Raw genomic sequence first — 24,813 nt, 5'->3', positions numbered from 1 at the left:
GTCTTGAGGGGAAGATGACGCTCACCCATAGTCGACGTCACACGCCGCCCGGCGAAGGCGGCCCCGTTCCTGCGGTCATTTCAAGCCGCCTCACCATAATCAAGGCCGATTAAAGGCGGATTAACGCTTAACGCCATGTTGACCGAAATGATCAAATGCCCAAGGGACCGTAAAACATGTGCAAATTTCCACAGCCCGAGTTTTTTGCTTTCGAAGCCGTAGCGAATCCGCGAAAATGACGATCATGGCCATCAAGCAGCTTTCAGAAACCCTTATCAACCAGATCGCCGCCGGCGAGGTCATCGAGAGACCCTCCAGCGCCACGAAGGAACTGGTGGAAAACGCCATCGACGCTGGCGCGACCAGGATCGAGATCGCCACGGCGGGCGGCGGCAAGGGGCTGGTGCGGATTACCGATAACGGTTCCGGCATGTCACCTGCCGATCTGGAGCTTGCGGTCAGGCGTCACTGCACCTCGAAAATTTCCGATACGCTGGATGATATCCGCACGCTCGGGTTTCGTGGCGAGGCGCTGCCCTCCATCGGCTCGGTCGCCAAGCTGACGATTACCAGCCGCCAACAGGGCGCTGAACAGGGTTCGGTGATTTCCGTTACCGGCGGCAAGGTTTCCGATGTCCGGCCCGCCGCCTCGAATGCCGGCACAATCGTCGAGGTGCGCGACCTGTTTTTCGCCACCCCCGCGCGGCTGAAATTCCTGAAGACGGAACGGGCCGAGGCAGCCGCGATTACCGAAGTCGTCAAGCGCATGGCGATCGCCTTCCCGCATATCCGTTTCGTGCTATCAGGCACCGACCGTTCGACGCTCGAAATTCCTTCGACCGGCGACGATCATCTGGCCCGCATGGCGCAGATTCTGGGTGCCGAGTTCAAGGACAACGCCATCGAGATCGATGCCGGCCGCGAGGATGTGACGCTGACCGGTTTTGCCGGTGTTCCGACCTTCAATCGCGGCAACTCGGCGCATCAATATGTCTTCGTCAATGGCCGCCCGGTGCAGGACAAGCTGCTTTTATCCGCCATTCGCGGCGCTTATGCCGAAACCGTGCCGCATGGGCGATATCCGGTCGCGGTGCTGTCCATCACGCTTGACCCCGCCTTTGTGGATGTGAACGTGCATCCGGCGAAATCCGACGTGCGTTTTCGTGATCCCGGCCTCATTCGCGGGCTGATCGTCGGCGCGATCCGCCAGGCGCTGACGCGCGACGGCGACAGGGCCGCGACGACGGGCGCGAGCCAGATGATGAATGCGTTCCGCCCCGGCTATAGCCCGTCCGGCATCAGGCCCTCGCCTTCCATGGCAGCAGCCGCGCCGTGGTCCGCCGCCACCTCACCGTCGCGGCCGCTTGCGGTTTCTGGGGACATGCAATTTGCCGAGGCGGTGCAATCGCGCTTTTCCGACATCACCATGCCGACGGCGCGGGCCGAGCCTCGGGAGATTTACGAGACCGCCACGAGCCCCTCGCCGGAACCCGTGCTTTACCCGCTCGGCGCCGCGCGGGCGCAGCTGCACGAGAACTACATCATCGCCCAGACGGAGAACGGCCTTGTCATCGTCGACCAGCATGCCGCGCATGAGCGGCTGGTGTTTGAGGAAATGCGCAATGCACTGCATTCCCGGCGTCCGCCGTCGCAGGTGCTGCTCATCCCTGAAATCATCGACCTGCCGGAAGAGGATTGCGACCGGCTGATGGATCACGCCGCCGGGTTCGATGCACTGGGGCTCGTCATCGAACGTTTCGGGCCGGGCGCGGTCGCCGTCCGGGAAACACCTGCCATGCTGGGTGAGGTCAATGTGCAGGGGCTGGTGCGTCAGCTTGCCGACGAGATCGCCGAATGGGACGCCGCCTCCACGCTTGCCAACAAGCTGGAATATGTCGCGGCCACCATGGCCTGCCACGGCTCGGTGCGTTCCGGCCGGCGTATGCGGCCGGAAGAGATGAACGCGCTTCTGCGGCAGATGGAAAACACGCCGGGTTCCGGTCAATGCAATCATGGCCGACCGACCTATATCGAACTGAAACTTTCCGATATAGAACGGCTCTTCGGCCGCAGCTGACACCTTCATCCAGCCGCAAGCAGGCGGGGCTGGCCTTGCGCCGCGCCGGCCTATATAAATTCAGGATACTGGAGCATCCGGATTGTTCAGGAAAACGCTACGCCGTTTCGGACTGGGTGCCCTGACAGGACAGAGCAGGAGACGAAAACGGATGAACAGATTTGAAGGAGGCGGCAACCGCCTCGCCGTCATCGAATATCTCGACGGTGACTTCCGCATCGTCCAGACCGGCTCGCATGTCATCTGCGCCATGACAGGCAAGACAATCCCGGTTGATGAGCTGCGCTACTGGAGCGTGGCGAGGCAGGAAGCCTATGTGGATGCGGCGGCTTCGCTGGAGGCCGAAAAGAAGGCTGGTAATTTGCCCGCCTGATAAGGGCGCGGAAGCACGCCCATAAAGAGCCATGCGTGAGAACGCTTCTTTTCACGCTGAGACTGCTCAACTCTCCACCCTCATCCCTGTGCTCGTCACAGGGATCCAGCCAGCCCAAGTCCTTGGGCTGACAAGGCTCTTCCCGCCGCGCGGACGCGCGTCGACTGGATTCCTGTGACAAGCACAGGAATGAGGAGAAGTGGGTGCACAGCGGTTTATATTCTTCGGTACTCTAAATCGACGTCCGTGCATTTTCCCGCAGCAAACGCGCGCGGCAGTTTCTCACCGCCGTATCGATAATCGTCGCGGCGGCATTGGGGTCGTCGAACATCATGTCGATTTCGATCACCAGGCTGTTCCACAATAATTCTTCCGCCCGGCCGTGGTGGCCGTTGAGCCGCACCGCATCCTTGGCCGTCGTCACCAGCTGCAAATTTTGTTTGCCGGCGTCCTGCAGAAGATCGGCGATCTCGTCGTCGCTGAAGTGGTGATGATCCGGGAAAGAGCGCTGCAGCACGATCTCGCCGCCGAGCGCCTCGACGGTTCTGAAGAATTTGGCCGGGTCGGCAATGCCCGCATAGGTCAGCACGCGCCTTCCCCTGAAATCCTGCGGCTCCTGCGGCGTGATCGCCGCAACGAAGACGGGTTTGGCAGCCTTTGCCGCCTGCCTGACCAGCGCATCGGCCGCATGGCCGTTGCCGACCTTCAGGAGCCCGGTCATATGCCGCATCTGTTCGGCAAGCGGCGCTCTTACCGGACCGCCCGGCACGAGATGGCCGTTGCCGATGCCGCGCACCGTATCGATGACGACGAGCGCATAGTCCAGCGTCAGGCGCGCGCTCTGGAAACCGTCATCCATGATGATGAGATCGACGCCTTCCTTCACCAGCCGGTGTGCGCCTTCCACGCGCTTGCGGGAGATGACCGTGACGGCCTCGCGCGCCAGGAGCAGCGGCTCGTCTCCGACATCGGCGGATCGGTGCTGTCCGGGATCGACAAGGGTGGTAACGTCAAGCGTGCCGCCATAACCGCGGCTGAGAAATCCGGGTTTCAGGCCTTTTGCGACGGCGGCTCTCGCAATTGCCATCGCTGTCGGCGTCTTGCCGGCCCCACCCACGGTGAAGTTGCCGATGCAGATAACCGGAACGGGAACGCTTGCCCTTTTTGCCGTTCGCATCCGCCGGCCGGCAACCTTGCCGTAAAGAAGCGAGAAAGGTGACAGGAGCCACGCCTGCCAGCCCGCTTTCTGCCACCAGAACGGCGGCGCTTCAGAAACCATCTATTCCCGCTCCCGGCCGCGTCGCCCACGGCATTCCGTTCGCCTGTCACATGTCAGGAGGTTGTTTGCCAGAAAAAACCGTAAATTGCAAAAATGGATTAGACGGTTCCACGGGGCCATGCCGGGCCCGGCGGAAATCTAACCGGGTTCAGAGAGCCCGTTCCGGCAAAAGCGCTTCGAGAGCGGTAATGTCCTCGAAACAATAATCGGCATCCGCACCCAGGCTTTCGCGCGAGCCTGTTCCCGTCAGAACGGCGATACGCAGACCGGCTCCGGCATTTTTCGCCATGTGCAGATCGTGGTTATTGTCGCCGACAACGGCCACGCGTTCCGGCGGGAAGCCGATCGCCTCGCAGAAGCCCAGAACCATGCCGGGCTGCGGCTTGGTGCCGTAACCGCTGTCATATCCCGCGACGAAATCGACGTCGTTTTCGAAACCGAAGCGGATGGCCGTCTGTCGAATGGAGTTTTCATTGTCGCTGGAGGCAATGCCGAGCTTGTAGCCGCGCGCCTTCAGCCTTGCGAAAAATGCCTTGAGATCGGTCACCGGCACGGATTTATCCGCAGCCTCGGTGAACAGCCGGTCAAGGCGAGCAGTCAGTTCCCCGACATCGCAGGGCGAGCCCGCGGCAACCAGACCGGCGGCAATTTCCGCCGTGTTGCCGGCGGCCAGCAGGCTGTCCGGCACCACATGACCGGTAACGGGGTCCATGCCGCAGGCGGAGAGAAGCCGGTCGGCGAGAACGGGATCGCCCTTGGCCGCGATGGCCGCAAGTTCGCGGTTCACCGGTCCCCAGCTGGCGTCATAGCCTAAAAGCGTTCCGTCCTTGTCGAAAAGGACTGCGGCGATCAATTGCGCCGCGTTGAGTTCGATATCCGCTACCATGAACCGATGGCGCTCCGCGGTTGCAGCTTGGCGGAAACGGTGAGCGGGTTGATATAGGGCTCCAGCGCCTTGACGGTGGAAGAAAGAGCGCCGCGCATATCCTGAATGACCCGGTTGCCCGCATCGATCATCTTGTAACGCTCATTGTCGTTGACCAGGAGGTAATGCACCGCCTTGGCCAGCATCTCGACATCGCGGATGATACGCCCGCCGCCGGCGCGGATGAGCTTCTGATAGGCTTCGCGGAAATTCTGCACATGCGCGCCTGACAGGACGGCGCAGCCGAGCATCGCAGGCTCGAGCGGGTTCTGCCCACCTTCGGCCGTCAGCGAGCGGCCGACAAAGGCAAGTTCGGTCAGCCGCAGGTAAAGCCCCATTTCGCCGATGGAATCGCCGAGGAAAATATCGGTTTCCGGCGTTATCACGTCATTGCGGCTGCGACGCGCCACGGTGAGCCCCATGCCCTTCAGCATGGCTTCCACATCATCGCCGCGCTCGGGATGGCGCGGCACGATGATGGTCAACTGGCCATTGCGGGACTTGATCGCCGCATGCACGGTGGCGGCAGCCTTCTCCTCGCCGTCGAAAGTGGAGATGGCGGCCCATGTCTTGCGATTGCCGACCTGCTTGCGATAGTGCTCCAGAAGCGCCTCATCACAGGGCGGCGGGTCGGTGTCACCTTTGAGGTTACCCGAAATCACCACCGGCCAGGAGCCGAGATCACGGAAACGTTCGGCATCGAGATCGGACTGCGCAACCACCAGCGCCAGCTTTGAAAACAGCGATTCCGCAATATCATGCCGGGCTTTCCAGCGGTCGAAGGAACGGTCGGAGAGACGGGCATTGACCCGGATCTGCGGAATGTGCCGGCGCTCCAGCTCCATCATCGTCACCGGCCAGATTTCCGATTCCGCTGTGATGGCGGCATCCGGCGCCCAGTAGGTGAGGAAGCGATTGACCGCGATCTTGATGTCGAGCGGCACATATTGGTGGATCACGTCATCGCCGAGCCGGGTGCGGGTCAGTTCGGCCGAGGTGACCGTGCCGGTGGTCAGAAGCACGAAGATATCGCGCTTGCGGATTTCACGGATCAGCGGGATGAGGGCAAGCGTTTCGCCGACACTTGCGGCGTGGAACCAGACGAGCGGCCCGCGCGGGCGCTCGGCGCTCGCATAACCGAAACGTTCGAGCCGGCGGCGCTTGTCTTCCTTGCCCTTCGCGGCCCGATAGGAAAGATAGGGCTTGGCGAACGGGTACGCGGCGATACCGGCAATGCGGTAACCGGAAAGAGCGAAACGTGCGAGACGGCTGCTCATGACATTCTGCCCTTGATCATTCCGCGCAATGCCCTGCCCCTGTTCTGGTTGTTATCGCCGCCTACTTCTTCTCAAATTGCGTCATTTTTTGTCATCGGAAACGAAAGCGCGATCACATTTTCTCGCTCCGGCATTCCCGGCCTGCGCCGCTCGCGCAGGAATCACGGGAAAGCTCGCCTTCACCCAATAGTATTACAACGCAAGGGCAAAAGGACTCAAATTTTATCGTCCGGATTGAGAAGACGGTGCATATGCACGATAAAATAACGCATATGGGCGTTATCAACAGTCATTTGCGCCTTGGACTTCCATGCGGTGAGCGCGGAAGCATAGTCCGGATAGATGCCGACGATATCGAGCGCGTTCAAATCCCGGAACTGAACATCCTGAAGGTTTTCAAGTTCGCCGCCGAAGACGAGGTGCAGCAGCTGTTTCGGTTTGCCAGATTCCGTCATTTCTTAGTCTCTTTCTTAAACGCTGAGAGAGGCCTTCATCTGCGGGATTTCCCGGCAAACGTCAACTGTCAGACAGATGTGAAAACGCTTTCAAAAGTGCAGGCAGCGCATAATCTGCTGCAGCGCACAATGCGGGGTGGTTAACCTGCCGGCGATTATACATCAGAGGTTTTCCATCGAGCCCGACCAGACGACCGCCGGCCTTCTCCAGAATGAGGTCGGCGGCGGCCAGATCCCACTCATGCGAGTTGGCCTTGACCAGCGTTCCGTCGATGCGGCCATCCGCCACCATGGCCAGCCGGTAGGCGAGCGAGGGCACGTGTGGAATGCGTTTGACGGTGCTGCGCACCTCTTCCGGCAGATGCGTGATCACGTCTTCGGGCGCTGCCAGATGGAAGATGCCGGCATTTTCGCGCGCGGCAAAAACGGGTGACCCGTTCTTCAGAGCTTCACCACCTTCAAATGCGGTAAACTCCTCCGCAAGCGCCGGAGCGACAAGAGCCGCGACCACCGGTCGGCCTTCATGCACCACCGCGACGCTGACGCACCATGTATCCCGGCCGCCGATGAAGGCGCGGGTACCGTCAATGGGGTCGACGACGAAGACGGTGGAGCGGGAAAGCCTGTCGGTATCGTCATCCGTCTCTTCGGAAAGCCAGCCATAATCCGGCCGGGCGGAGCGCAGGATGGTTTCGAGGATTTCATTGGCGGCGTAATCGGCCGCGCTGACCGGCGAAAGCCCGCCATTTTTCCACCAGACCTCGGGATCCTTGCGGAAGAAACCGAGGGCCGTCTCACCCGCCTTGCGGGCGGCTTTAAGGACCAGCCGCAGATCGGAGGCCCAGCGGGCTTCAGCCATATCGTTCATTTTGCCGTCTTTTCCGCGCGCCTCAAACGGCGCGCCCGTTTTTCTCTTCGCACTTGCACATAAAGTGTCGGCGAAAACAACCCGCAGGCCGCCTCACTTGCCCGCGATCGTCATGCCTTCAATGGCGAGCGTCGGGGCCGCGACGCCGTATTTGCGATCGATATCATTGGCCGGCGTGACCCGCATGAACATGTCCTTCAGGTTCGAGGCAATGGTGACCTCGGAAACCGCGAAGGTCTTTTCGCCATTCTCGATCCAGAAACCGCTGGCGCCGCAGCTATATTCACCCGTGATCATGTTGGCGCCGTGGCCGATCAGCTCGGTGACGTAAAAGCCGGTTCCGACCTGCCTCAGCAAGTCCTCCGGCGAGAGATCGCCCGGCTCCAGCGCGAGATTGGTAGAGGCCGGCGAAACCGCCGTGCCGCCGCGCACGCCGCGCCCGTTGGTTTCAAGGCCAAGTTCCCGCGCCGCCGAAGTGGAAAGGAACCAGTGCTTCAAAACACCATCCTCGATCATCGTCATCTTCTCGCCCCTGACGCCCTCGCCATCGAAGGGACGCGAGGACGGGCCGCGCACGATCTGCGGGTCATCGGTGAGATAGAGGCCCTTTTTCAGAACCTGCTGACCCATCCTGTCGCGCAGGAAGCTGGTCTTGCGGGCAACCGAAGCGCCGTTGATCGCGCCGGCAATCGCACCGACGAAGCCGCGGGCGATGCGTGGATCGAAAACCACAGTGATGTTGCTGCCGGTATCGACCTGACGCGGGCCGACACGCCGCACGACTTTTTCACCGGCGCGGCGACCGATTTCCTCGGCCGCATCGAGATCGGCATAATAAAGGCGGCTGTCGAAATCGTAGTCGCGCTCCATCTTCGTGCCTTGGCCGGCGATGACGCTGACGGAGCGGCTGAAACGGCTGCCCATATAGCTGCCGGAAAAACCGTGTGACGTAGCGAGGACGAGACCACCCATGCCGCTCGATGCGCCGGCACCGGAGGAATTGCTGACGCCCTTGACGCCGAGTGCTGCTTCTTCAGAAGCAAGGGCTGCCTCACGCAGCTGATCGGCCGATACCTCAGTCGCATCGAAAAGCTCAAGATCGTCATAGGACGTCGCAAGCCGCTCCTTGTCCGCCAGGCAGGCAAAGGGATCTTCCGGCGAGACCTTGGCCATGGCGACGGCCCGTTCCGCCAGCGTCTTCAGATCGAAGCCGGGATTGGCGGACACGCTCGCCACCCGGCGGCCAACGAAGACGCGCAGGGAAAAATCGTCGCTTTCGGAGGATTCGGTGCTTTCCACCTTGCCGAGCCGCACGCCGACGGATTGCGAGCGGGAGCGGACCACAACGGCATCCGCCTCATCCGCACCGGCGGCACGGGCAAGATCGACAAGTTCGCTGGCACGATCGAGAAGTTTGGAAGAATCTATTTCTGAGGACATGAGTTGGCCTTTCATTCCTGTTCCATTTATTGTGCCAGCAACCCCGCATCAAGGGCGAAACGCCGCTTTCTCCATTCGGGCGGTTTTGTCGCCACCCTATTCGAAAGTCCGCCCGCATGACCGAGCACGACGCTCTCTTTTCCGAACCATTGCTGCTTCTGGCCGGCGCAGTCATCGCGGCCTCCGTTTTCCGCAAGCTCGGGCTTGGCACCGTGCTCGGTTATCTGGTCGCCGGCATCATCATCGGCCCGTTCCTGCATCTGGTCACGGATGCGAAGGACATCTTCAACGTCTCGGAACTGGGCGTCGTTTTCCTGCTCTTCATCATCGGCCTTGAGCTCAAGCCTTCACGCATCTGGCAGATGCGGCGCGATATTTTAGGCCTGGGGTTGGCTCAGGTGCTGGTGACCGGCAGCGTGCTGGCGGCCATTGCATGGTGGGCGGGGCTGATCGACTGGCGGGGAAGCGTGGTTGCGGGTTTCGGTCTTGCGCTTTCCTCCACCGCCTTTGCGCTGCAAATCCTTGCCGATGACGGCGACATGAATACGCGGCATGGCAACCGGTCCTTCTCTATCCTGCTGTTTCAGGACCTTGCCATCGTGCCGCTTCTTGCCCTCGTCACCATTCTTTCCAACCGCCCGGATGTGCCGACGGATTCGATGGTGTCCGATCTCATCGCCTCCGTCGTTGCGGTGGCGGGCATGGTGCTGGCCGGGCGTTACCTGCTCACGCCGATGTTCCAGATCATCGCCCGCACGGGTGCGCGTGAAGTGATGATCGCGGCCGCCCTTTTTGTCGTCATCGGTGCTGCCGCCATCATGGAGATGGTCGGGCTTTCCATGGGCATGGGTGCGCTGCTGGCGGGGCTGATGCTGTCGGAATCTTCCTATCGCCATGAGCTGGAGGCCGATATCGAGCCGTTTCGCGGGCTGTTTCTGGCGCTGTTCTTCATGGCCGTCGGCATGTCACTGCACATCCATATCGTTTATGAGCACATCGTCCTCATCCTGATCGCCGTGCCGGCGATGATGGCGGTGAAGGCTGCCCTGATCTATGGCCTCTGCCGCATCGCGGGCTCCTCGCGTTATGCATCGAGCCGGATTGCGCTGCTTCTGGCGCAGGGCGGCGAATTCGGTTTCGTGCTTTTCACCACGGCGGCGGCCTCCGGGCTGTTTCCGCAGGCAACCGCCTCGATCCTCGTTGCCGTTGTCACGCTTTCCATGGCGCTGACGCCGCTTCTGGCCGTGATTTCGCGGCGGCTGACGGCGGAGGATGCGGAAGAGGACAAGCTGGAAGAGGATTTCGACGGGGCGGGCGCGGATGTGCTGATGATCGGCTTTTCCCGCTTCGGCCAGATTGCCTCGCAGATCCTTCTCGCCGGCGGGCGCGACGTGACCGTCATCGACAGTTCCGCCGACCGCGTGCGTCAGGCCGCCCGGTTCGGCTTTCGCATCTTTTTCGGTGACGGCACCCGCAAGGACGTGCTGATCGCCGCAGGCATAGAGCGGGCCGATCTCGTGGCGGTCTGCACCCATAAAAAGGAGGTCACCGACCGTATCATCGACATGATCCAGTCAGAATTTCCAAGCGTGCGCATCTATGCCCGCTCTTATGACCGCGTGCATTCCCTCGACCTCAGGAAAAGAGGCGTGGAATATGAAATCCGCGAAACGCTGGAATCCGGCCTGCTGTTCGGCAGGCGCATTCTGGAGGGACTCGACATGGACGGCGAAAGGGCGTTGGCGATTGCCGACGATATTCGCGAACGCGACGAGCAGCGGCTGGAGCTTCAGGCCGTCGAAGGCCTCGCCGCCGGCCGGCAGATGCTGCACAACAAGCCGGTGCGCGAGGTGAAGCCGGAACCGCTGATGAAGCCGAAGACCAAGGCGGAAAAGTGGGAGGAGGAAGAGGGTTCGGAGGAGAGCGAGACGGAAGTTTCGCTGTGATTCAAAGGCGATGGCTGGAAGAGCGCCATTTGTTTCCCAGCGAATATCCAGGACGTACCGCTCAAGCCTCCACACCCTGCCCGCGATGAAACAGCTCCACCTGCATGTCGATCTGCCGTTTCAGGTCGTCCTTGATGCTAGCCGACGCGTTCAGCACCTCCTCGGACTTCAGGAAATCCAGCACGCCGAAACGGTGCACCGGCGGGCGCAGGAAAATATGCGGCGGGCGTAACCTCAGTTTCAGGGCGATTGCCGCCTGCATCATCAGCTGGCTGGCGCCGAACAGGCTGTCCAGCCGGTTCGGCATGGTGGTGCCGTCGCCTTCGGGGCCGCCGACGACATCGACGCCGATGACGATATCGGCCCGATCCAGCAGATGTTCATAGGGCACGGGGTTGAAGATGCCGCCATCGATCATGATGCGGCCATCGATACGAACAGGCATGAACAGTGCCGGAATGGCCGCGGATGCCGCCAGCGCCTGGATGATCTCCCCGCGTTCCACCACCACTTCGGTCTGCGCGTAATAGTCTGTGGTTATCACTTTGAGCGGAATGGCAAGCTCCGAAAAATCCTTCGGCAGAGCCTGCGGCATCAGCGCGTGCAGAATGAGTTCGAGGTTGAACTGCCCAAGGCGAAAACCGTCCACCGCGTGGCGCATCGATGCCGGGCCGAGGCTCCAGAGCCGGTTGGCGACCGAGCCCTTTCGTCCCATGAGTTCAAGCGTGTATTCGCGGATTTCGCGGCCGGTCATGCCGGCTGCCATGCCCGCGCCGATGATGGAGCCGATGGAAGAACCGGAAATCGCGACGGGCCGGATGCCGAGTTCGTCCAGCGCCTCGATGACGTTGATGTGGCAGATGCCCCGCGCCCCGCCGCCGCCGAGCGCCAGTCCGAATGTCGGCTCGTGGCCACCCGCGCCGTCAACTTGGAGAACCTCTTCCCCGGCGCGGACGATCGTGATGCTTTCGTTTACACCCTGCTCCATGCGAACACCCAAATTCTTTCCGCGGCAAAGACTCTGCCTATTTGGCAAACAAGACAAGACCGTGGCGTGACGGGAGGCGTTCCTATTAGAGTGTTTTCGCTTTTCTTCGAATCGCGAAAACACTCTAACTCTTTGTTCTGTCGCATTTCCGGACGGAAAACCGGGCTCCACTTTTCCTGGAAAGGTTCTAGGGCTCGTAGCGGTAGAAATGCATTTTCGTGTCGCCGAAGATGCGGCTTTCGAGCGGCTTGAATACCGGATCGACCTTCACCGCCACATCGCCGCGCTCTTCCAGAATGGCAAGCGCGCCAGGTGTCAGCCAGCCGCCGCCATGGGCTGCAGAGAAAGCCTTCTCACCATGGCCATGGCCATAGGGCGGGTCGGCGAAGAGAAGATCGAAGGGCTCGATATTATTGACACCACCGAGCTTGGTGGCGTCACGCCGCAAAATGCGGGCGCGGCCATGCAGACCCAGCGCATCGATATTTTCCCAGAGCAGCCCCCTGCCCTCGACGCCGTTTTCGACGAAGAGCGCCACACGACAGCCGCGCGAAAGCGCCTCCAGACCAACCGCGCCCGTTCCGGCAAAAACGTCCAGAACGCGCGTGCCGTCCAGACTTTCCGGATAGGCGTGGCTTAAAATGTTGAAGAGGCTTTCCCGCGTCCTGTCGATGGTCGGACGAATGGAATTCGATTTCGGCGCGGCCAGTGTCCGGCCGCGGAACTCACCGCCTACGATCCGCATTACGTGTCATTCCCCTGCCTCCAGAAGGTTTGCCACCCGGGCCTTTGCCGCCCGGCTTGCCGCCGCCGGGACCACCGGGGCCTTTGCTCTTGCCTGAGAAACCCGAACGTTCGCCACGCTCGCCCGATTTTCCGAAGGACGGTTTGCCGAATCCGGGTTTACCGCCCGGCTTGCCGCCACGAGGCTTGTCTCCCGCCGGGCGCTCGCCGCGTGGGCGCTCACCGTCTTCACGGGGCCTGTCGCGGAACGGACGGTCACCGAAAGGTTTTTCACCGCGGGCGGTGCGATCACCGAAACTCTTTTCGCCGCGTGGACGGTCACTGCGCGGACGATCACCCTCTTCACGCGGCTTGTCACGGAACGGCCGGTCGCCGAAAGGTTTGCCGCCGCGCGCCGGGCGGTCACCGAAGCTCTTTTCGCCGCGCGGACGGTCGCCACGCGGGCGATCACCTTCTTCACGCGGCTTGTCGCGGAATGGCCGGTCGCCGAACGGCTTTCCGCCGCGGCCACCACGATCGCCAAAGCTCTTTTCGCCGCGCGGACGGTCGCCGCGTCCGCGGCCACCTTCTTCTTCGCGGGGGGAATCTGAGCGGATCCACTCGCCATCGGCATCCGCATGCCGCACAACGTTGCGGCGCGCCTCGTCCTGGGCGGAAGGCTTCTTGAAGAGGTTTTCGGCTTCCGCGCGGGCGGAAGACTTGCGCTCCTTGCCATCACGGGTGGGCCTTGCACCGGGCGCCATCCAGACATTGGCCGTGCGGCTGGTGCCGGCGGGCTGGCGTGGGCGGCGGTCGTCGCCATCATCCTCGCTGCGGCCCTTTGCGCCAAATTTCCCGGCGGGCTTGGAGCCGAACTTGCCAGCCGGCTTGTCGCCGCGCTTGGTATCCAGCCGTCCGAGCGCCTTTTCGCGACGGTCTTCCGGCTTGCCGGCAGCCTTGTCGAAACGCGGCTTGCCTTCCGGCGCATCGCTCTTTGCCCATTCGGACTTCACCGCCCGCTTCGGCGTGTTGTCTTCCTCGTCTTCAACGGGCGCATTATAGATCGGCGCGTCAAAATTGGCGCCGGCCTGTTCGATCAGACGCGGTCCGAGCTGGTCGCGCAGCATGCGGCCGCGCACTTCCAGCACCTTGCCTTCGGCGAGATCGCCGAGCTGGAACGGACCGTAGGAAACGCGGATCAGGCGGTTGACCTCGAGGCCGAGTGCGCCGAGCACGTTCTTGATCTCGCGGTTCTTGCCTTCACGCAGGCCCATGCTGATCCAGACGTTGTGACCCTGGGTACGGTCGAGCGTCGCGTCGATTGCGCCGTAGAGCACGCCATCGACGGCAATGCCTTCCTTCAGCTTGTCGAGCGCTGCCTGATCAACCTCGCCATGGGCGCGCACGCGGTAACGGCGCAGCCAGCCGGTGGTCGGCAGTTCCAGCACGCGGGAAAGACCGCCATCATTGGTGAGCAGCAGCAGGCCTTCGGTATTGATATCGAGGCGGCCGATGGACAGAACGCGCGGCAGTTCGCTCGGCAGATTGTCGAAAACGGTGGGGCGGCCTTCCGGGTCTGAGTTGGTCGTCACCAGACCGGCGGGCTTGTGATAGAGCCACAGGCGCGTGCGCTCGGCACCGCGAATCGGCATGCCGTCGACTTCGATCTTGTCGGACAGCGTGGCGTTGACCACCGGTGTATCCAGCTTGACGCCGTTCAGCGACACGCGGCCTTCCATGATCATGCGCTCGACATCGCGGCGCGAGGCCACACCTGCGCGCGCCATGATCTTGGAAATGCGCTCGGGCTTGGAGCCGCCAACGGTTTCCGGCGCCGGGGCGGCCTTTGCCTCGGTCGGTTTCTTTTCGCGCTCTGCGGCGGGCTTGCCGGGGCCTTTCGGCTTCTTGTCGCGGCTAATTGTCTTGCCGCCGTCACGCTTCGGCTTGTCTTTAAAAGTCATTTGCTGTTTGCCTGTTGTTTGGGCTGTCCTATCAGGTCCAAGCACAAGGGTTAAGAGGAAATTGAAACGCAATGGCCGAAAGGACGCATTTCATGGAACTGGCGCTGGCGGAAGCCCGTGCCGCCGGCGAGCGGCAGGAGGTTCCGATCGGCGCCGTACTGGTTCTGGACGGCCGCGTCATCGCCCGTTCCGGCAACCGGACCCGTGAATTGAATGATGTGACGGCGCACGCCGAAATCGCCGTGATCCGCATGGCCTGCGAAGCGCTGGAGCAGGAACGCCTGCCCGGCGCTGATCTCTACGTGACACTGGAGCCCTGCACCATGTGTGCTGCGGCGATTTCATTCGCCCGTATCCGCCGGCTCTATTATGGCGCGGAAGACCCGAAGGGCGGCGCGGTGCATAATGGCGTGCGCTTCTTCAGCCAGCCGACCTGCCACCACGCGCCGGATGTCTATTCCGGGCTGGCGGAAAGCGAAAGTGCCGACATCCTGCGGCAATTCTTTCGCGAGAAACGCCTCGACGATTGAGCGGCCGGCGGGAGGCTCATGCTTTCCCGCAGGCCATCAGCCATTCGTTTTTACTGGAAGGGGTTCCACCAGCTCTTGCCGGTGCCGGCGACAGCCGCTTCTTTCTTGCGGCGCTTTTCTTTTTTCTGCTCAGGCTCGCCGAGATCGGTCAACTGATCCTGCGGGACGCTGCGATATTCAGCCGGCGGGTCGGTGAGGAACTTGCGCTGGGCGTTGACGACCGAGCCGCCCTGGGCTTCGGCCTTCGCCTTGCGGAAGGCTTCCCATTTCTGGCTTTCGGTCATCTGGCCGGCAGTGCCGTTACCGGCGAGCAACGGCGAGCGGTAATGCGGGTTGTTCTTATTGGCATCCGCCTCGTCGCGCAGGCGCTCGCGGGTCTCTTCCGGCGATTCCACCCATTGCGGGTTGTTTTCGCGGCTTGCCATGTTCTGCTGCGGCGTGGCCAGCTGTTCGGCACGGGTCTGGGCGGGAACGACGAGACCCGGGCGGGGGCTGTATTTCAGGTTGCGCTTGCTCTGGTCACCGGTGATCGAGGTCGCGTTGCCAAGATCGTCGACAAGCTGTTCAGCCGCCGTCTTGCCCGTACCGTAGGTCGGGCTCGTGCAGGCGCCGAGCAACACGCCTATCGCCGTGATGCCAACAACCGTGCGAAACATGCCCAAACCCTGCGCATTACCCTGCATCGTCTTCATCGAAACCCTTCCAGCCGTCCGTCCCACTGCGCCAGACATCGTCTTTCGGCAGGCGGCAGCCCGCATTGCCGTGCAAATCCGGCCATTTTCAGGCAGGTGTACCGGATGAAGAGGCAAAGCGCAATTCATCCGGCCATTTTCATTATGCGAGGGCTGCAAGCTCGCGCAGCGCGGCCGCATCGCGGGCGGAAACCTCCGGATAGTCCGGATCGGAACCGACATCGGTGGTGATGCGCCAGGAGCGAGCGCATTTTACGCCCTCCGCCAGCTTCTGCTCGACCACGACCTTTGCCACTTCCGGCAGGCGGAAGCCATCGGCGGGGCCTTCGTCACCAACCACCGAGATGGCCGAGGTGATGCAGATTTCGGCGAAATCCTGCCCCTTCAGCGCCGCCAGAAGATCGGCGTCGGCAATGTGCACGACGGGCGCGGCTTCGAGCGAGGAGCCGATACGCTTTTCGCGGCGTTCGACTTCCAGCGCGCCTGTCACGACCGTGCGGACCTTGCGGATTTTCTCCCACTTCGCTTCCAGCGCGTCGTTCTTCCATTCCGCCGGGATTTCCGGGAACTGGGCAAGATGCACCGATTCCGCATCCGGATAACGCGATAGCCACGCTTCTTCGGTGGTGAAGGGCAGCATGGGCGCGAGCCAGGAAACAAGGCAATCGAACAGCTTGGCGATGACCGACAGCGATGCCCGGCGCTTCAGCGACGACGGCGCGTCGCAATAGAGCGTGTCCTTGCGGATATCGAAATAGAAGGCCGAAAGCTCGACATTGGCGAAATCCACCAGCGCGCGGGCGATCTTCTTGAACTCGAAGCCGTCATAACCCTCGCGCACGACCTTATCCAGATCGGACAGGCGATGCAGCACCAGCTTTTCCAGCTCCGGCAGATCGTCATAGGCGATCTCTTCGCCCTCATAATGAGCGAGCGTACCGAGCATCCAGCGGATGGTGTTACGCAGCTTGCGATAGGCATCGACATTGGTCTGGATGATGGCCTTGCCGAGACGCTGGTCTTCCCAGTAATCCGTCGTCATGACCCACAGGCGCAGGATATCGGCGCCGGCGTCCTTCATGACTTCCTGCGGCGAGACGACGTTGCCCTTGGACTTGGACATCTTCTCGCCCTTCTCATCCATGGTGAAACCATGGGTGACAACGGCGTTATAGGGCGCGCGGCCGCGCGTCGCGCAGCTTTCGAGCAGCGACGAATGGAACCAGCCGCGATGCTGGTCGGAACCTTCGAGATAGACATCCGCCGGCCACTTCATGTCCGGGCGGTCTTCAAGCGTGAAGGTGTGGGTGCAACCGCTGTCGAACCACACATCGAGGATGTCCATGACCTGCTGCCATTTGGCGTGGTCGTGGTCATTGCCGAGGAAACGTTCCTTGGCGCCTTCGGCAAACCAGGCATCCGCACCTTCAGCTTCGAAAGCCTCGATGATACGGGCGTTGACGGCCTCGTCGACCAGAACCTCACCATGCTCGTCTGCGAAAACGGCGATCGGCACGCCCCAGCTGCGCTGGCGCGACAGAACCCAGTCGGGACGGCCTTCGATCATGGCGCGCAGGCGGTTCTGGCCGGAGGCCGGAACGAAGCGGGTCTGATCGATGGCGTTCAAGGAGCGCGAACGCAGCGTCGTGCCGTCGCCCAGTTCCTTGTCCATATAGACGAACCATTGCGGCGTGTTGCGGAAGATGACCGGCTTCTTGGAGCGCCAGCTATGCGGATAGCTGTGCTTCAGACGGCCGCGGGCAAAGAGGTTATTGGTAGCGATCAGCGCCTTGATGACGCGGTCGTTGGCGTCGCCCTTCTTGCCGTTATCGTCCATGACGCGGGCAGCGCCGCCTTCGGCGGACGGGCCGAAACCGGGAGCGTCTTCGGTGTAGAAACCATCGTCACCGACCGGGAATGGGATGGCCGACGAAACGCCGCGCGCTTCCAGCTCGCGCTGATGCGCGGTCCAGACGTCAAAGTCCTCACGACCGTGGCTCGGCGCGGTGTGCACGAAGCCCGTACCGGCATCGTCGGTGACGTGATCGCCTTCGAGAAGCGGAACCGGGAAATCATAGCCAAGCGACGCCAAAGGATGGGCGCAGGTGATGGCGGCCAGTTCTTCGGTTTTCACGTCGCGAACGATCTTGAAGGTCAGCTTTGCCTTGGCTGCGGCCTCATCGGCGAGCTTCCTGGCGAAGATCAGCTTTTCACCCGGCTGCGGACCGAAATCATTCTGGGCGCTCTCGACTTCGAACAGGCCATATTCGACCCGCGAAGAAAACGCGATGGCGCGGTTGCCGGGGATGGTCCACGGTGTGGTCGTCCAGATGACGACGGAAACGCCGGCAAGCGCGGGCGCAGCGTCCTTTACCGGGAACTTCACCCAGATCATGTCACTCTCGACATCCGCATATTCGACTTCGGCTTCCGCCAGCGCCGTGCGCTCGACGACCGACCACATGATCGGCTTGGAGCCGCGATAGAGCTGGCCGGTGCGGGCGATCTTCAGGAGTTCGCCGGCGATGCGGGCTTCGGCGTGGAAGTTCATCGTCGTGTAGGGATTTTCGAAGTCGCCCTCGATGCCGAGACGCTTGAACTCTTCGGCCTGGACCTTGATCCAGCCGGCCGCGAAGTCACGGCATTCCTTACGGAATTCGTTGACCGGAACCTCGTCCTTGTTCTTGCCCTTGGCGCGATAGGCTTCCTCGATCTTCCATTCGATCGGCAGGCCGTGGCAATCCCAGCCCGGAACGTAATTGGCGTCGAAGCCGCGCATCTGGAAAGAGCGGGTGATGACGTCCTTCAGGATCTTGTTCAGTGCATGGCCGATATGGATGTTGCCGTTGGCATAGGGCGGGCCGTCATGCAGCACGAATTTCTCGCGGCCGGCGGCGGAGGCGCGCAGGCGCTTGTAGAGGCCCATCTCCTGCCAGCGCTTCACCGTTTCCGGTTCCTTCTGCGGCAGGCCAGCGCGCATCGGAAAATCCGTCTGCGGCAGATAGAGGGTGGAGGAGTAGTCCAGTTTTTCTGCGGTGTCGCTCATAATCGTACCGTTGTTGCGCGCCGTGTCGGTCGCGCCGTCTCAATTTCAAAGAGGGGCAAATACGGAAAGCGCCATGACAAATGCCATGACAAGCGCCAAAATCCCGGACCTTCCGGCTCGTCAGAGCGGGCGGAAGGCCGGGCCAATAATTCGGCCAATCTGAACTGTAAACTTCAACCGGTATTGGGACATGGCCGGTTGTTTATGCGGTTTTCCGGCAAAAAGGAAGAGAAAAGCGACGGCAATATAGCCCGGAATATGGGCTGACAGGTCTCATCAGATCAAAACGCAATCTTCGCATCCAACGCGCTGAGCGGGCGCACGCCCGATAACATCGCTCTCGCCTCTTCTTCATCGCGCCTGATCTGGGCGACGAGCGGATCGAGGCCATCGAATTTCAGTTCATCGCGCAGGTGACCGAAGAAGGAGACCGAACAGACCTCGCCGTACAGATCGCCGGAGAAATCGAAGACGAATGTTTCGAGCAGCGCCGCGCCGTTTTCGGTGACGGTCGGACGATAACCGAAGCTTGCCACGCCATCGTGGATAGAACCATCGGGGCGACGGAACCGCACGGCATAGATGCCGGCCTTCAGTTCCGTTTCCGGGGCGAGCGCCATGTTGGCGGTGGGATAACCCAGCGTGCGCCCCAGCTTCTGGCCGCCGATGACCTCGCTTTCCACCGTGAAGCGGTATCCGAGCAGGCCTGCGGCGCCTGCCACATCACCGTCGCACAGAAGCGAGCGGATACGGCTGGAGGAGACGACATCCGCACCCTCGTCGCGGAAGGCATCCACCAGCGTCACGTCAAAACCATGGCGTTTGCCGGCCTCCATCAGGAATGCCGGGCCGCCTTCGCGGCCCTTGCCGAAATGGAAATCGAAGCCGGTGACGACGGCGCTGGCATGAAGCCAGTCGACCAGGATGGATTGAACGAATTCCTCCGCCGAGCGCTGCGAAAATTCCCGGTCGAAGGGATATTCGATGACGGAGCGGAAACCGATGGCCTCAAGGATGCGCGCCTTCAAAGGCGCGGGCGTGAGGCGAAACACCGGCGTGTCGGGACGGAAGACGGAACGGGGATGCGGCTCGAAGGTCAGCACCAGCGCGGGAACGCCACGGGCTTCCGCCAGTTCCAGAGCACGATCCAGCACAGCCCGGTGGCCGCGATGCACGCCGTCGAAATTGCCGATGGCGATGACGCCGCCACGAAGAGCTTCCGGCAGCGGCTCCTTTTTTTCATTGCGGTGAAAGACGGTCATGGCAATCGATCCATTCCTGCGCCAGCTATTCCTCAGGCGAGATATCCTCAGGCGAGACGGGGCATCCACCAGCCGGGAGCAGCACCCTGCCCCTTGAGATAGGCGTTGAGAAGCGCCTCGTCCGTCTGGCCGTTCAGCGTATATTCGGCAGCGTGAATGCCGCCGCTGATATAGAGAAGGTTGAGACCGCTCGCAATCGCGCCCTTCACATCCGTCGGCATGCCGTCACCGATGGCGAGCACGCGATCCTTGGCGAAGGCGCCGCGCACTTCCCTGGCCGCAGCTAAGCAGGCTTCATAGATCGGCGCATGCGGCTTGCCGGCAATGCGGACTTCGCCGCCGAGCTGTTCGTAATAGGCGGCCATGGCGCCGGCGCAGGGAATGATGCGCTCGCCGCGTTCCACCACCAGATCGGGGTTGGCGCAGATCATCGGCACCTTGCGGGCAATGAAGCCCTTGAGCATTTCGGTATAGTCTTCGGGCGTCTCCGTCTCGTCGTCGAAGAAGCCGGTGCAGACCACGGATTCCGTTTCCGCCTCGCCGACACATTCGACATCGAGACCTTCCAGCAGCGGCATGTCCCGTTCCGGGCCGAGCAGGAAGACCTTTTTCGGGCCTTCCGCGATCAGACCACGGGTAACGTCGCCCGAGGTGATGATGCGGTCATAGGCCTCATCAGGCACGCCGAGAACGCGAAGCTGGGCGATGACGCCGGGGGCGGGACGCGGCGAATTGGTGATGAGCACCACCGTCTTGCCAGCCTTGCGCGCTTCCCGCAGCGCAACCGCCGCATCCGGAAAGGCGCTCACCCCATTGTGCAGCACGCCCCAGACATCCGAAAGAATAACGTCGAACCCATCAGTGATTTCGCCGAGAGTGAGAATGCGGTGGGCCATGAGATGCTTTCCGGATGCGAGAAGAGGGTGAGCGTCACATCGCAAAGCGGGACGCCGATGGCAAGGAAAAAAGCGGTGCGTGACCGGTCTTCGGCCCCGCCTGACGCAGCATGAACACAAATGTCCCGCAGATGGATGCGACGCGCATCGCGCGAAAAGAATGTCGTCATGGCGCGCATCCGCACATGGGAAATTTCTGTCATGGAACGCTGATAACCATAAGCCATGAAATTTTTCAGACAGGGCGTTCTTGACTCCGGCAGACGCCCTCCTTATCTCGGTTCCGCTGGCACTCGATAAAGGAGAGTGCTAACACCCATCAGGCGAGTTCCAAAAGCTCGCGCAGTCATTTGATCGAGGGATTAGGCAATGACAAGCACCAATTTCCGCCCGCTTCACGATCGCGTCGTGGTTCGTCGCGTTGAATCCGAAGCAAAGACCAAGGGCGGCATCATCATTCCCGATACCGCCAAGGAAAAGCCGCAGGAAGGCGAAATCGTCGCCGTCGGTTCCGGCGCTCGCGATGAGGCCGGCAAGGTCGTCGCTCTCGACGTCAAGGTTGGCGATCGCGTCCTGTTCGGCAAGTGGTCGGGCACCGAAGTCAAGCTCGACGGCGAAGACCTTCTGATCATGAAGGAAGCCGACATCATGGGTATCATCGGCTGATTTCGCCGAACCCATCGTTTCCTTAAATTTCAAGCCGGATCCATTCCGGCCGTTCGAAACCAGGAGTTTTGAAAATGGCAGCCAAAGAAGTCAAATTCGGCCGCTCAGCGCGCGAAAAGATGCTCAAGGGCGTCGACATTCTCGCTGATGCAGTGAAGGTCACCCTCGGCCCGAAGGGTCGTAACGTCGTTATCGACAAGTCCTTCGGCGCTCCGCGCATCACCAAGGACGGCGTTTCGGTCGCCAAGGAAATCGAACTGGAAGACAAGTTCGAGAACATGGGCGCACAGCTCGTTCGCGAAGTCGCTTCCAAGACCAACGACATCGCTGGTGACGGCACCACCACCGCGACCGTTCTGGCCCAGGCCATCGTTCGCGAAGGTGCAAAGGCAGTTGCTGCCGGCATGAACCCGATGGACCTCAAGCGCGGTATCGATCTGGCCGTTGCAGAAGTCGTCAAGGACCTTCAGGCCAAGGCCAAGAAGATCAACACTTCGGAAGAAGTTGCACAGGTCGGCACGATCTCTGCAAACGGCGAGCGTCAGATCGGTCTCGACATTGCTGAAGCAATGCAGCGCGTCGGCAACGAAGGCGTCATCACCGTTGAAGAAGCCAAGACCGCTGAAACCGAACTCGAAGTCGTCGAAGGCATGCAGTTCGACCGCGGCTACCTGTCGCCTTACTTCGTGACCAACCCGGAAAAGATGGTTGCGGACCTCGAAGACGCATACATCCTTCTGCACGAAAAGAAGCTTTCGAACCTCCAGGCTATGCTGCCGGTTCTCGAAGCTGTCGTTCAGACCGGCAAGCCGCTCGTCATCATCGCTGAAGACGTAGAAGGCGAAGCTCTTGCAACGCTCGTCGTCAACAAGCTGCGTGGCGGCCTCAAGATCGCTGCCGTCAAGGCTCCGGGCTTCGGCGACCGCCGCAAGGCCATGCTGGAAGACATCGCCATCCTGACCGGTGGTACCGTCATTTCCGAAGACCTCGGCATCAAGCTCGAAAGCGTTACCCTCGACATGCTCGGCAAGTCGAAGAAGGTTTCGATCTCCAAGGAAAACACCACGATCGTTGACGGCGCAGGCCAGAAGTCCGACATCGAAGGCCGCGTTGCCCAGATCAAGGCGCAGATCGAAGAAACCACTTCCGACTACGACCGCGAAAAGCTGCAGGAACGTCTTGCCAAGCTCGCTGGCGGCGTTGCCGTGATCCGCGTTGGCGGTTCGACGGAAGTTGAAGTGAAGGAAAAGAAGGACCGCATTGACGACGCTCTCAACGCGACGCGCGCTGCTGTTCAGGAAGGTATCGTACCGGGCGGCGGCGTTGCCCTGCTGCGTTCTTCCACGAAGATCACCGTCAAGGGTGCAAACGACGACCAGGAAGCCGGCATCAACATCGTGCGTAAGGCTCTGCAGTCTCTGGTTCGCCAGATCGCAGAAAACGCAGGTGACGAAGCTTCCATCGTTGTCGGCAAGATCCTCGACAAGAACGAAGACAACTACGGCTACAACGCCCAGACCGGCGAATATGGCGACCTGATCCAGCTCGGCATCGTCGACCCGGTCAAGGTTGTACGTACGGCTCTGCAGAACGCAGCTTCGGTTGCTTCGCTGCTGATCACCACCGAAGCCATGATCGCCGAGCTTCCGAAGAAGGAATCGGCAATGCCGCAGATGCCCGGTGGCGGCATGGGCGGCATGGACTTCTAATCAGTCCTGTCACTGGAATAAGAAAGGGCGGTCTTCGGACCGCCCTTTTTCTTTGCCGTCCCTGCACGTTTGACGAAAGGGGCGTCATCTTTGGGCCTGTCCCGGGGATCTGCAACCGATTGATTTCCCGCGACGTGATTAGATCCTCGGCACGAGGCCGAGGAGGACGTCGTCTCTCTTGCGAGAGATGCCTAATAAAATCAACCGGTTGCATAATTCTGAAGGCCGAAAGCGGAAGCGCTCAAATATTGTCCCGTTTTGGAACAGCCGTGATTTTATCCGGCTATTTTTTGCCATCCCATGCAATAATGCGGCAGCGCCATGAGCGAATCACCACCCCATACGGGCCTGATTTCCACTCGGACCGGCTTATAAGTGCGCTATTTAGTTGTGCTTTTTCGCAAATCTCGCGATTTTGAAGAAGAAATACATAATATTTTTGATTTTCTCACTGACTGGTTGTTGTAGGTAGGGGAAAATAAACTATAAGTCAGCCCCCGTAAGGGTTCCGCGACTGGGCGGCGAGCATTGAAGGGGTTTCGATGCTTGGCAAACACGTTCGACTGCGGGTGGCGGTAAAGGTTCAACCTGGCAGTGGCGCTAGAAATGGCGGCGCTGGCACGTGTTCATGCGGGGGCGCGATTTGTTTGAAATATCAAGACGCAACGATGCTCTGCCAACGGCGGTGACGACCACGCCCGATCCCCGGACCATGTCGCATTTCTTCATTTCGGAGGAGTGGAGCAGCGATCTTTCGAGCGGCGTCATCCGGCTCGGCGAACACGCATCATTCATGCACGGCCTGCCGCCGGGCGAGTGCGGGTTGCTGAGCCTTGTCCGCTGTTACGACCGCGCTGACCACGCCCGCGTGCTGGAACTTTTCGAGCAGGTTTCCACGGCGCCCTCACGTTTCTGTTTTTCAACCGGCCTCTCCATCTTGCCGGCAATGCGGCAGCCGGTCATCTGCATGGGTGAATCTTCCGGCTTCGAAGACGGCCAGCAAGGGCGCATATCAGGGCTTTTCCTGTTTCCGCGTCTTGAGGATATTCGCTTCGCCGCCTAAGGCTTTTTGCAGCGATGCCATCCACCGTTCACAAAATGAAGACAATTTGTCTTCTGTTGTTCATCTTTATGGATGAGTGATTTTCCGACATTGATGTCTCCAGACATTGCCCTGCAGATCAACCGGCAACACGCCGATCAATTACCGGAGATATCCATGTCCAGCAGCCAGAACGTTCTCGTTCTCATCGCCCGCATTCTGCTTTCCTTCATCTTCATTACTTCGGGCTTCAGCAAGCTCGTCGATCCGGCCGGCACGGCCGGCATGATCACCGGCGCCGGCCTGCCCGCCGCAACCGCGCTTGCCTATGTCGCAGGCCTGTTCGAACTCGTTGCCGGTCTTGCCATTCTCGCTGGTTTCCAGACCAAAATCGCCGCCTGGGCGCTTGCCGTCTTCTGCGTCTTCACCGGTCTGGTTTTCCACAGCGGCACCGTTGCCGTTCCCGGCTGGCCTGAGCCGGCTCTTGGCTGGATCAACACGCTGAACGGCATCATGATGGTGAAGAACATCACGCTTGCCGGCGCTTACATCCTGCTTGCCGCCTTCGGCGCTGGCGCCTACTCCGTCGACGCAAAGCGCGGCGCGGCTGTGGCCCACGCCTGAGCCAGATAGATCGACCAACAAAAAAGCCGCCGGA

21 protein-coding genes are annotated in these 24,813 nt (G+C 61.1%); 8 read left to right on the top strand and 13 right to left on the bottom strand.

The window, feature by feature from the left end:
* Positions 1-244 precede the first annotated feature (244 nt).
* Together mutL and AC5I5B_RS14655 are read left to right on the top strand one after the other, a co-directional pair.
* Positions 245-2,077, top strand: coding sequence for a DNA mismatch repair endonuclease MutL (mutL, locus tag AC5I5B_RS14660; RefSeq protein ID WP_099086150.1), 1,833 nt, complete (start codon positions 245-247; stop codon positions 2,075-2,077).
* A gap of 151 nt (positions 2,078-2,228) precedes the next feature.
* On the top strand, positions 2,229-2,450 hold the full coding sequence (locus AC5I5B_RS14655) for a DUF2093 domain-containing protein (RefSeq protein WP_003503147.1): 222 nt from the start codon (positions 2,229-2,231) through the stop codon (positions 2,448-2,450).
* Positions 2,451-2,682: 232 nt separating this feature from the next.
* On the opposite strand, the gene lpxK is transcribed toward AC5I5B_RS14655, so the two are convergent.
* The 6 genes from lpxK to AC5I5B_RS14625 all read right to left on the bottom strand — a co-directional run bounded on the left by lpxK (position 2,683) and on the right by AC5I5B_RS14625 (position 8,694).
* Entirely contained in the window at positions 2,683-3,729 is a 1,047-nt protein-coding gene (gene lpxK, locus AC5I5B_RS14650; protein ID WP_111833677.1) for a tetraacyldisaccharide 4'-kinase, read from the bottom strand.
* 148 nt (positions 3,730-3,877) lie between these two features.
* On the bottom strand, positions 3,878-4,615 hold the full coding sequence (locus AC5I5B_RS14645; RefSeq protein WP_111833678.1) for an HAD family hydrolase: 738 nt from the start codon (positions 4,613-4,615) through the stop codon (positions 3,878-3,880).
* Positions 4,609-5,931 (bottom strand): lipid IV(A) 3-deoxy-D-manno-octulosonic acid transferase, encoded by a 1,323-nt coding sequence (gene waaA / locus AC5I5B_RS14640; RefSeq protein WP_020010543.1) that lies wholly within the window; start codon positions 5,929-5,931, stop codon positions 4,609-4,611. The genes AC5I5B_RS14645 and waaA overlap by 7 nt, the downstream gene beginning before the upstream one ends.
* 215 nt (positions 5,932-6,146) lie before the next feature.
* A complete protein-coding gene (locus AC5I5B_RS14635) occupies positions 6,147-6,386 on the bottom strand; it encodes a DUF4170 domain-containing protein (protein ID WP_003503155.1) in 240 nt (79 codons plus the stop codon).
* A gap of 61 nt (positions 6,387-6,447) precedes the next feature.
* Complete coding sequence (locus AC5I5B_RS14630; protein WP_003503157.1) at positions 6,448-7,254, bottom strand: 3'(2'),5'-bisphosphate nucleotidase CysQ; 807 nt, start codon at positions 7,252-7,254, stop codon at positions 6,448-6,450.
* A 93-nt stretch (positions 7,255-7,347) separates the two neighbouring features.
* Positions 7,348-8,694, bottom strand: coding sequence for a TldD/PmbA family protein (locus AC5I5B_RS14625; RefSeq protein ID WP_111833679.1), 1,347 nt, complete (start codon positions 8,692-8,694; stop codon positions 7,348-7,350).
* Positions 8,695-8,810: 116 nt separating this feature from the next.
* Between AC5I5B_RS14625 and AC5I5B_RS14620 the strand changes: the two genes are divergently transcribed.
* The gene (locus tag AC5I5B_RS14620) at positions 8,811-10,640 is read left to right on the top strand and encodes a monovalent cation:proton antiporter-2 (CPA2) family protein (protein WP_060722959.1); all 1,830 of its coding nucleotides are present in this window, start codon (positions 8,811-8,813) and stop codon (positions 10,638-10,640) included.
* A gap of 61 nt (positions 10,641-10,701) precedes the next feature.
* Here AC5I5B_RS14620 and AC5I5B_RS14615 read toward each other — a convergent pair whose 3' ends face one another.
* The 3 genes from AC5I5B_RS14615 to AC5I5B_RS14605 all read right to left on the bottom strand — a co-directional run bounded on the left by AC5I5B_RS14615 (position 10,702) and on the right by AC5I5B_RS14605 (position 14,312).
* A complete protein-coding gene (locus tag AC5I5B_RS14615) occupies positions 10,702-11,628 on the bottom strand; it encodes a patatin-like phospholipase family protein (RefSeq protein WP_111833681.1) in 927 nt (308 codons plus the stop codon).
* Positions 11,629-11,815: 187 nt separating this feature from the next.
* Complete coding sequence (gene rsmD, locus AC5I5B_RS14610) at positions 11,816-12,373, bottom strand: 16S rRNA (guanine(966)-N(2))-methyltransferase RsmD (protein ID WP_003503166.1); 558 nt, start codon at positions 12,371-12,373, stop codon at positions 11,816-11,818.
* Positions 12,354-14,312, bottom strand: a complete 1,959-nt coding sequence (locus tag AC5I5B_RS14605) for a pseudouridine synthase (RefSeq protein WP_111833682.1) — start codon at positions 14,310-14,312, stop codon at positions 12,354-12,356. The genes rsmD and AC5I5B_RS14605 overlap by 20 nt, the downstream gene beginning before the upstream one ends.
* A 71-nt stretch (positions 14,313-14,383) precedes the next feature.
* On the opposite strand from AC5I5B_RS14605, the gene AC5I5B_RS14600 reads away from it, so the two are divergent.
* Positions 14,384-14,842, top strand: a complete 459-nt coding sequence (locus tag AC5I5B_RS14600; protein WP_003503170.1) for a nucleoside deaminase — start codon at positions 14,384-14,386, stop codon at positions 14,840-14,842.
* Positions 14,843-14,892: 50 nt separating this feature from the next.
* Here the strand turns inward: AC5I5B_RS14600 and AC5I5B_RS14595 are convergent, their stop codons facing one another.
* The 4 genes from AC5I5B_RS14595 to AC5I5B_RS14580 form a co-directional block, all read right to left on the bottom strand.
* Positions 14,893-15,534, bottom strand: a complete 642-nt coding sequence (locus AC5I5B_RS14595; RefSeq protein WP_020811949.1) for a hypothetical protein — start codon at positions 15,532-15,534, stop codon at positions 14,893-14,895.
* A 142-nt stretch (positions 15,535-15,676) separates the two neighbouring features.
* On the bottom strand, positions 15,677-18,580 hold the full coding sequence (ileS, locus tag AC5I5B_RS14590) for an isoleucine--tRNA ligase (RefSeq protein ID WP_111833683.1): 2,904 nt from the start codon (positions 18,578-18,580) through the stop codon (positions 15,677-15,679).
* Between the two features lie 281 nt (positions 18,581-18,861).
* Positions 18,862-19,842, bottom strand: coding sequence for a bifunctional riboflavin kinase/FAD synthetase (locus tag AC5I5B_RS14585; protein ID WP_035261003.1), 981 nt, complete (start codon positions 19,840-19,842; stop codon positions 18,862-18,864).
* A gap of 47 nt (positions 19,843-19,889) precedes the next feature.
* The gene (locus tag AC5I5B_RS14580; protein ID WP_031234240.1) at positions 19,890-20,738 is read right to left on the bottom strand and encodes a TIGR01459 family HAD-type hydrolase; all 849 of its coding nucleotides are present in this window, start codon (positions 20,736-20,738) and stop codon (positions 19,890-19,892) included.
* 369 nt (positions 20,739-21,107) lie between these two features.
* Here AC5I5B_RS14580 and groES point away from each other — a divergent pair, with 369 nt between their 5' ends.
* The 4 genes from groES (at position 21,108) to AC5I5B_RS14560 (ending at position 24,779) form a co-directional block, all read left to right on the top strand.
* Positions 21,108-21,404 (top strand): co-chaperone GroES, encoded by a 297-nt coding sequence (gene groES / locus AC5I5B_RS14575; RefSeq protein ID WP_003494080.1) that lies wholly within the window; start codon positions 21,108-21,110, stop codon positions 21,402-21,404.
* A gap of 74 nt (positions 21,405-21,478) precedes the next feature.
* On the top strand, positions 21,479-23,113 hold the full coding sequence (groL, locus tag AC5I5B_RS14570) for a chaperonin GroEL (protein ID WP_003503181.1): 1,635 nt from the start codon (positions 21,479-21,481) through the stop codon (positions 23,111-23,113).
* Positions 23,114-23,741: 628 nt separating this feature from the next.
* Positions 23,742-24,176 (top strand): hypothetical protein, encoded by a 435-nt coding sequence (locus AC5I5B_RS14565; RefSeq protein ID WP_003503182.1) that lies wholly within the window; start codon positions 23,742-23,744, stop codon positions 24,174-24,176.
* 156 nt (positions 24,177-24,332) lie between these two features.
* Positions 24,333-24,779 (top strand): DoxX family protein, encoded by a 447-nt coding sequence (locus tag AC5I5B_RS14560; protein WP_003503183.1) that lies wholly within the window; start codon positions 24,333-24,335, stop codon positions 24,777-24,779.
* Positions 24,780-24,813: the final 34 nt, after the last annotated feature.

The sequence above is a fragment of the Agrobacterium sp. genome (genome assembly GCF_059499945.1).
Note: the sequence above shows the minus strand (reverse complement) of the source record. Positions and strands in the feature narration are given on the sequence as shown.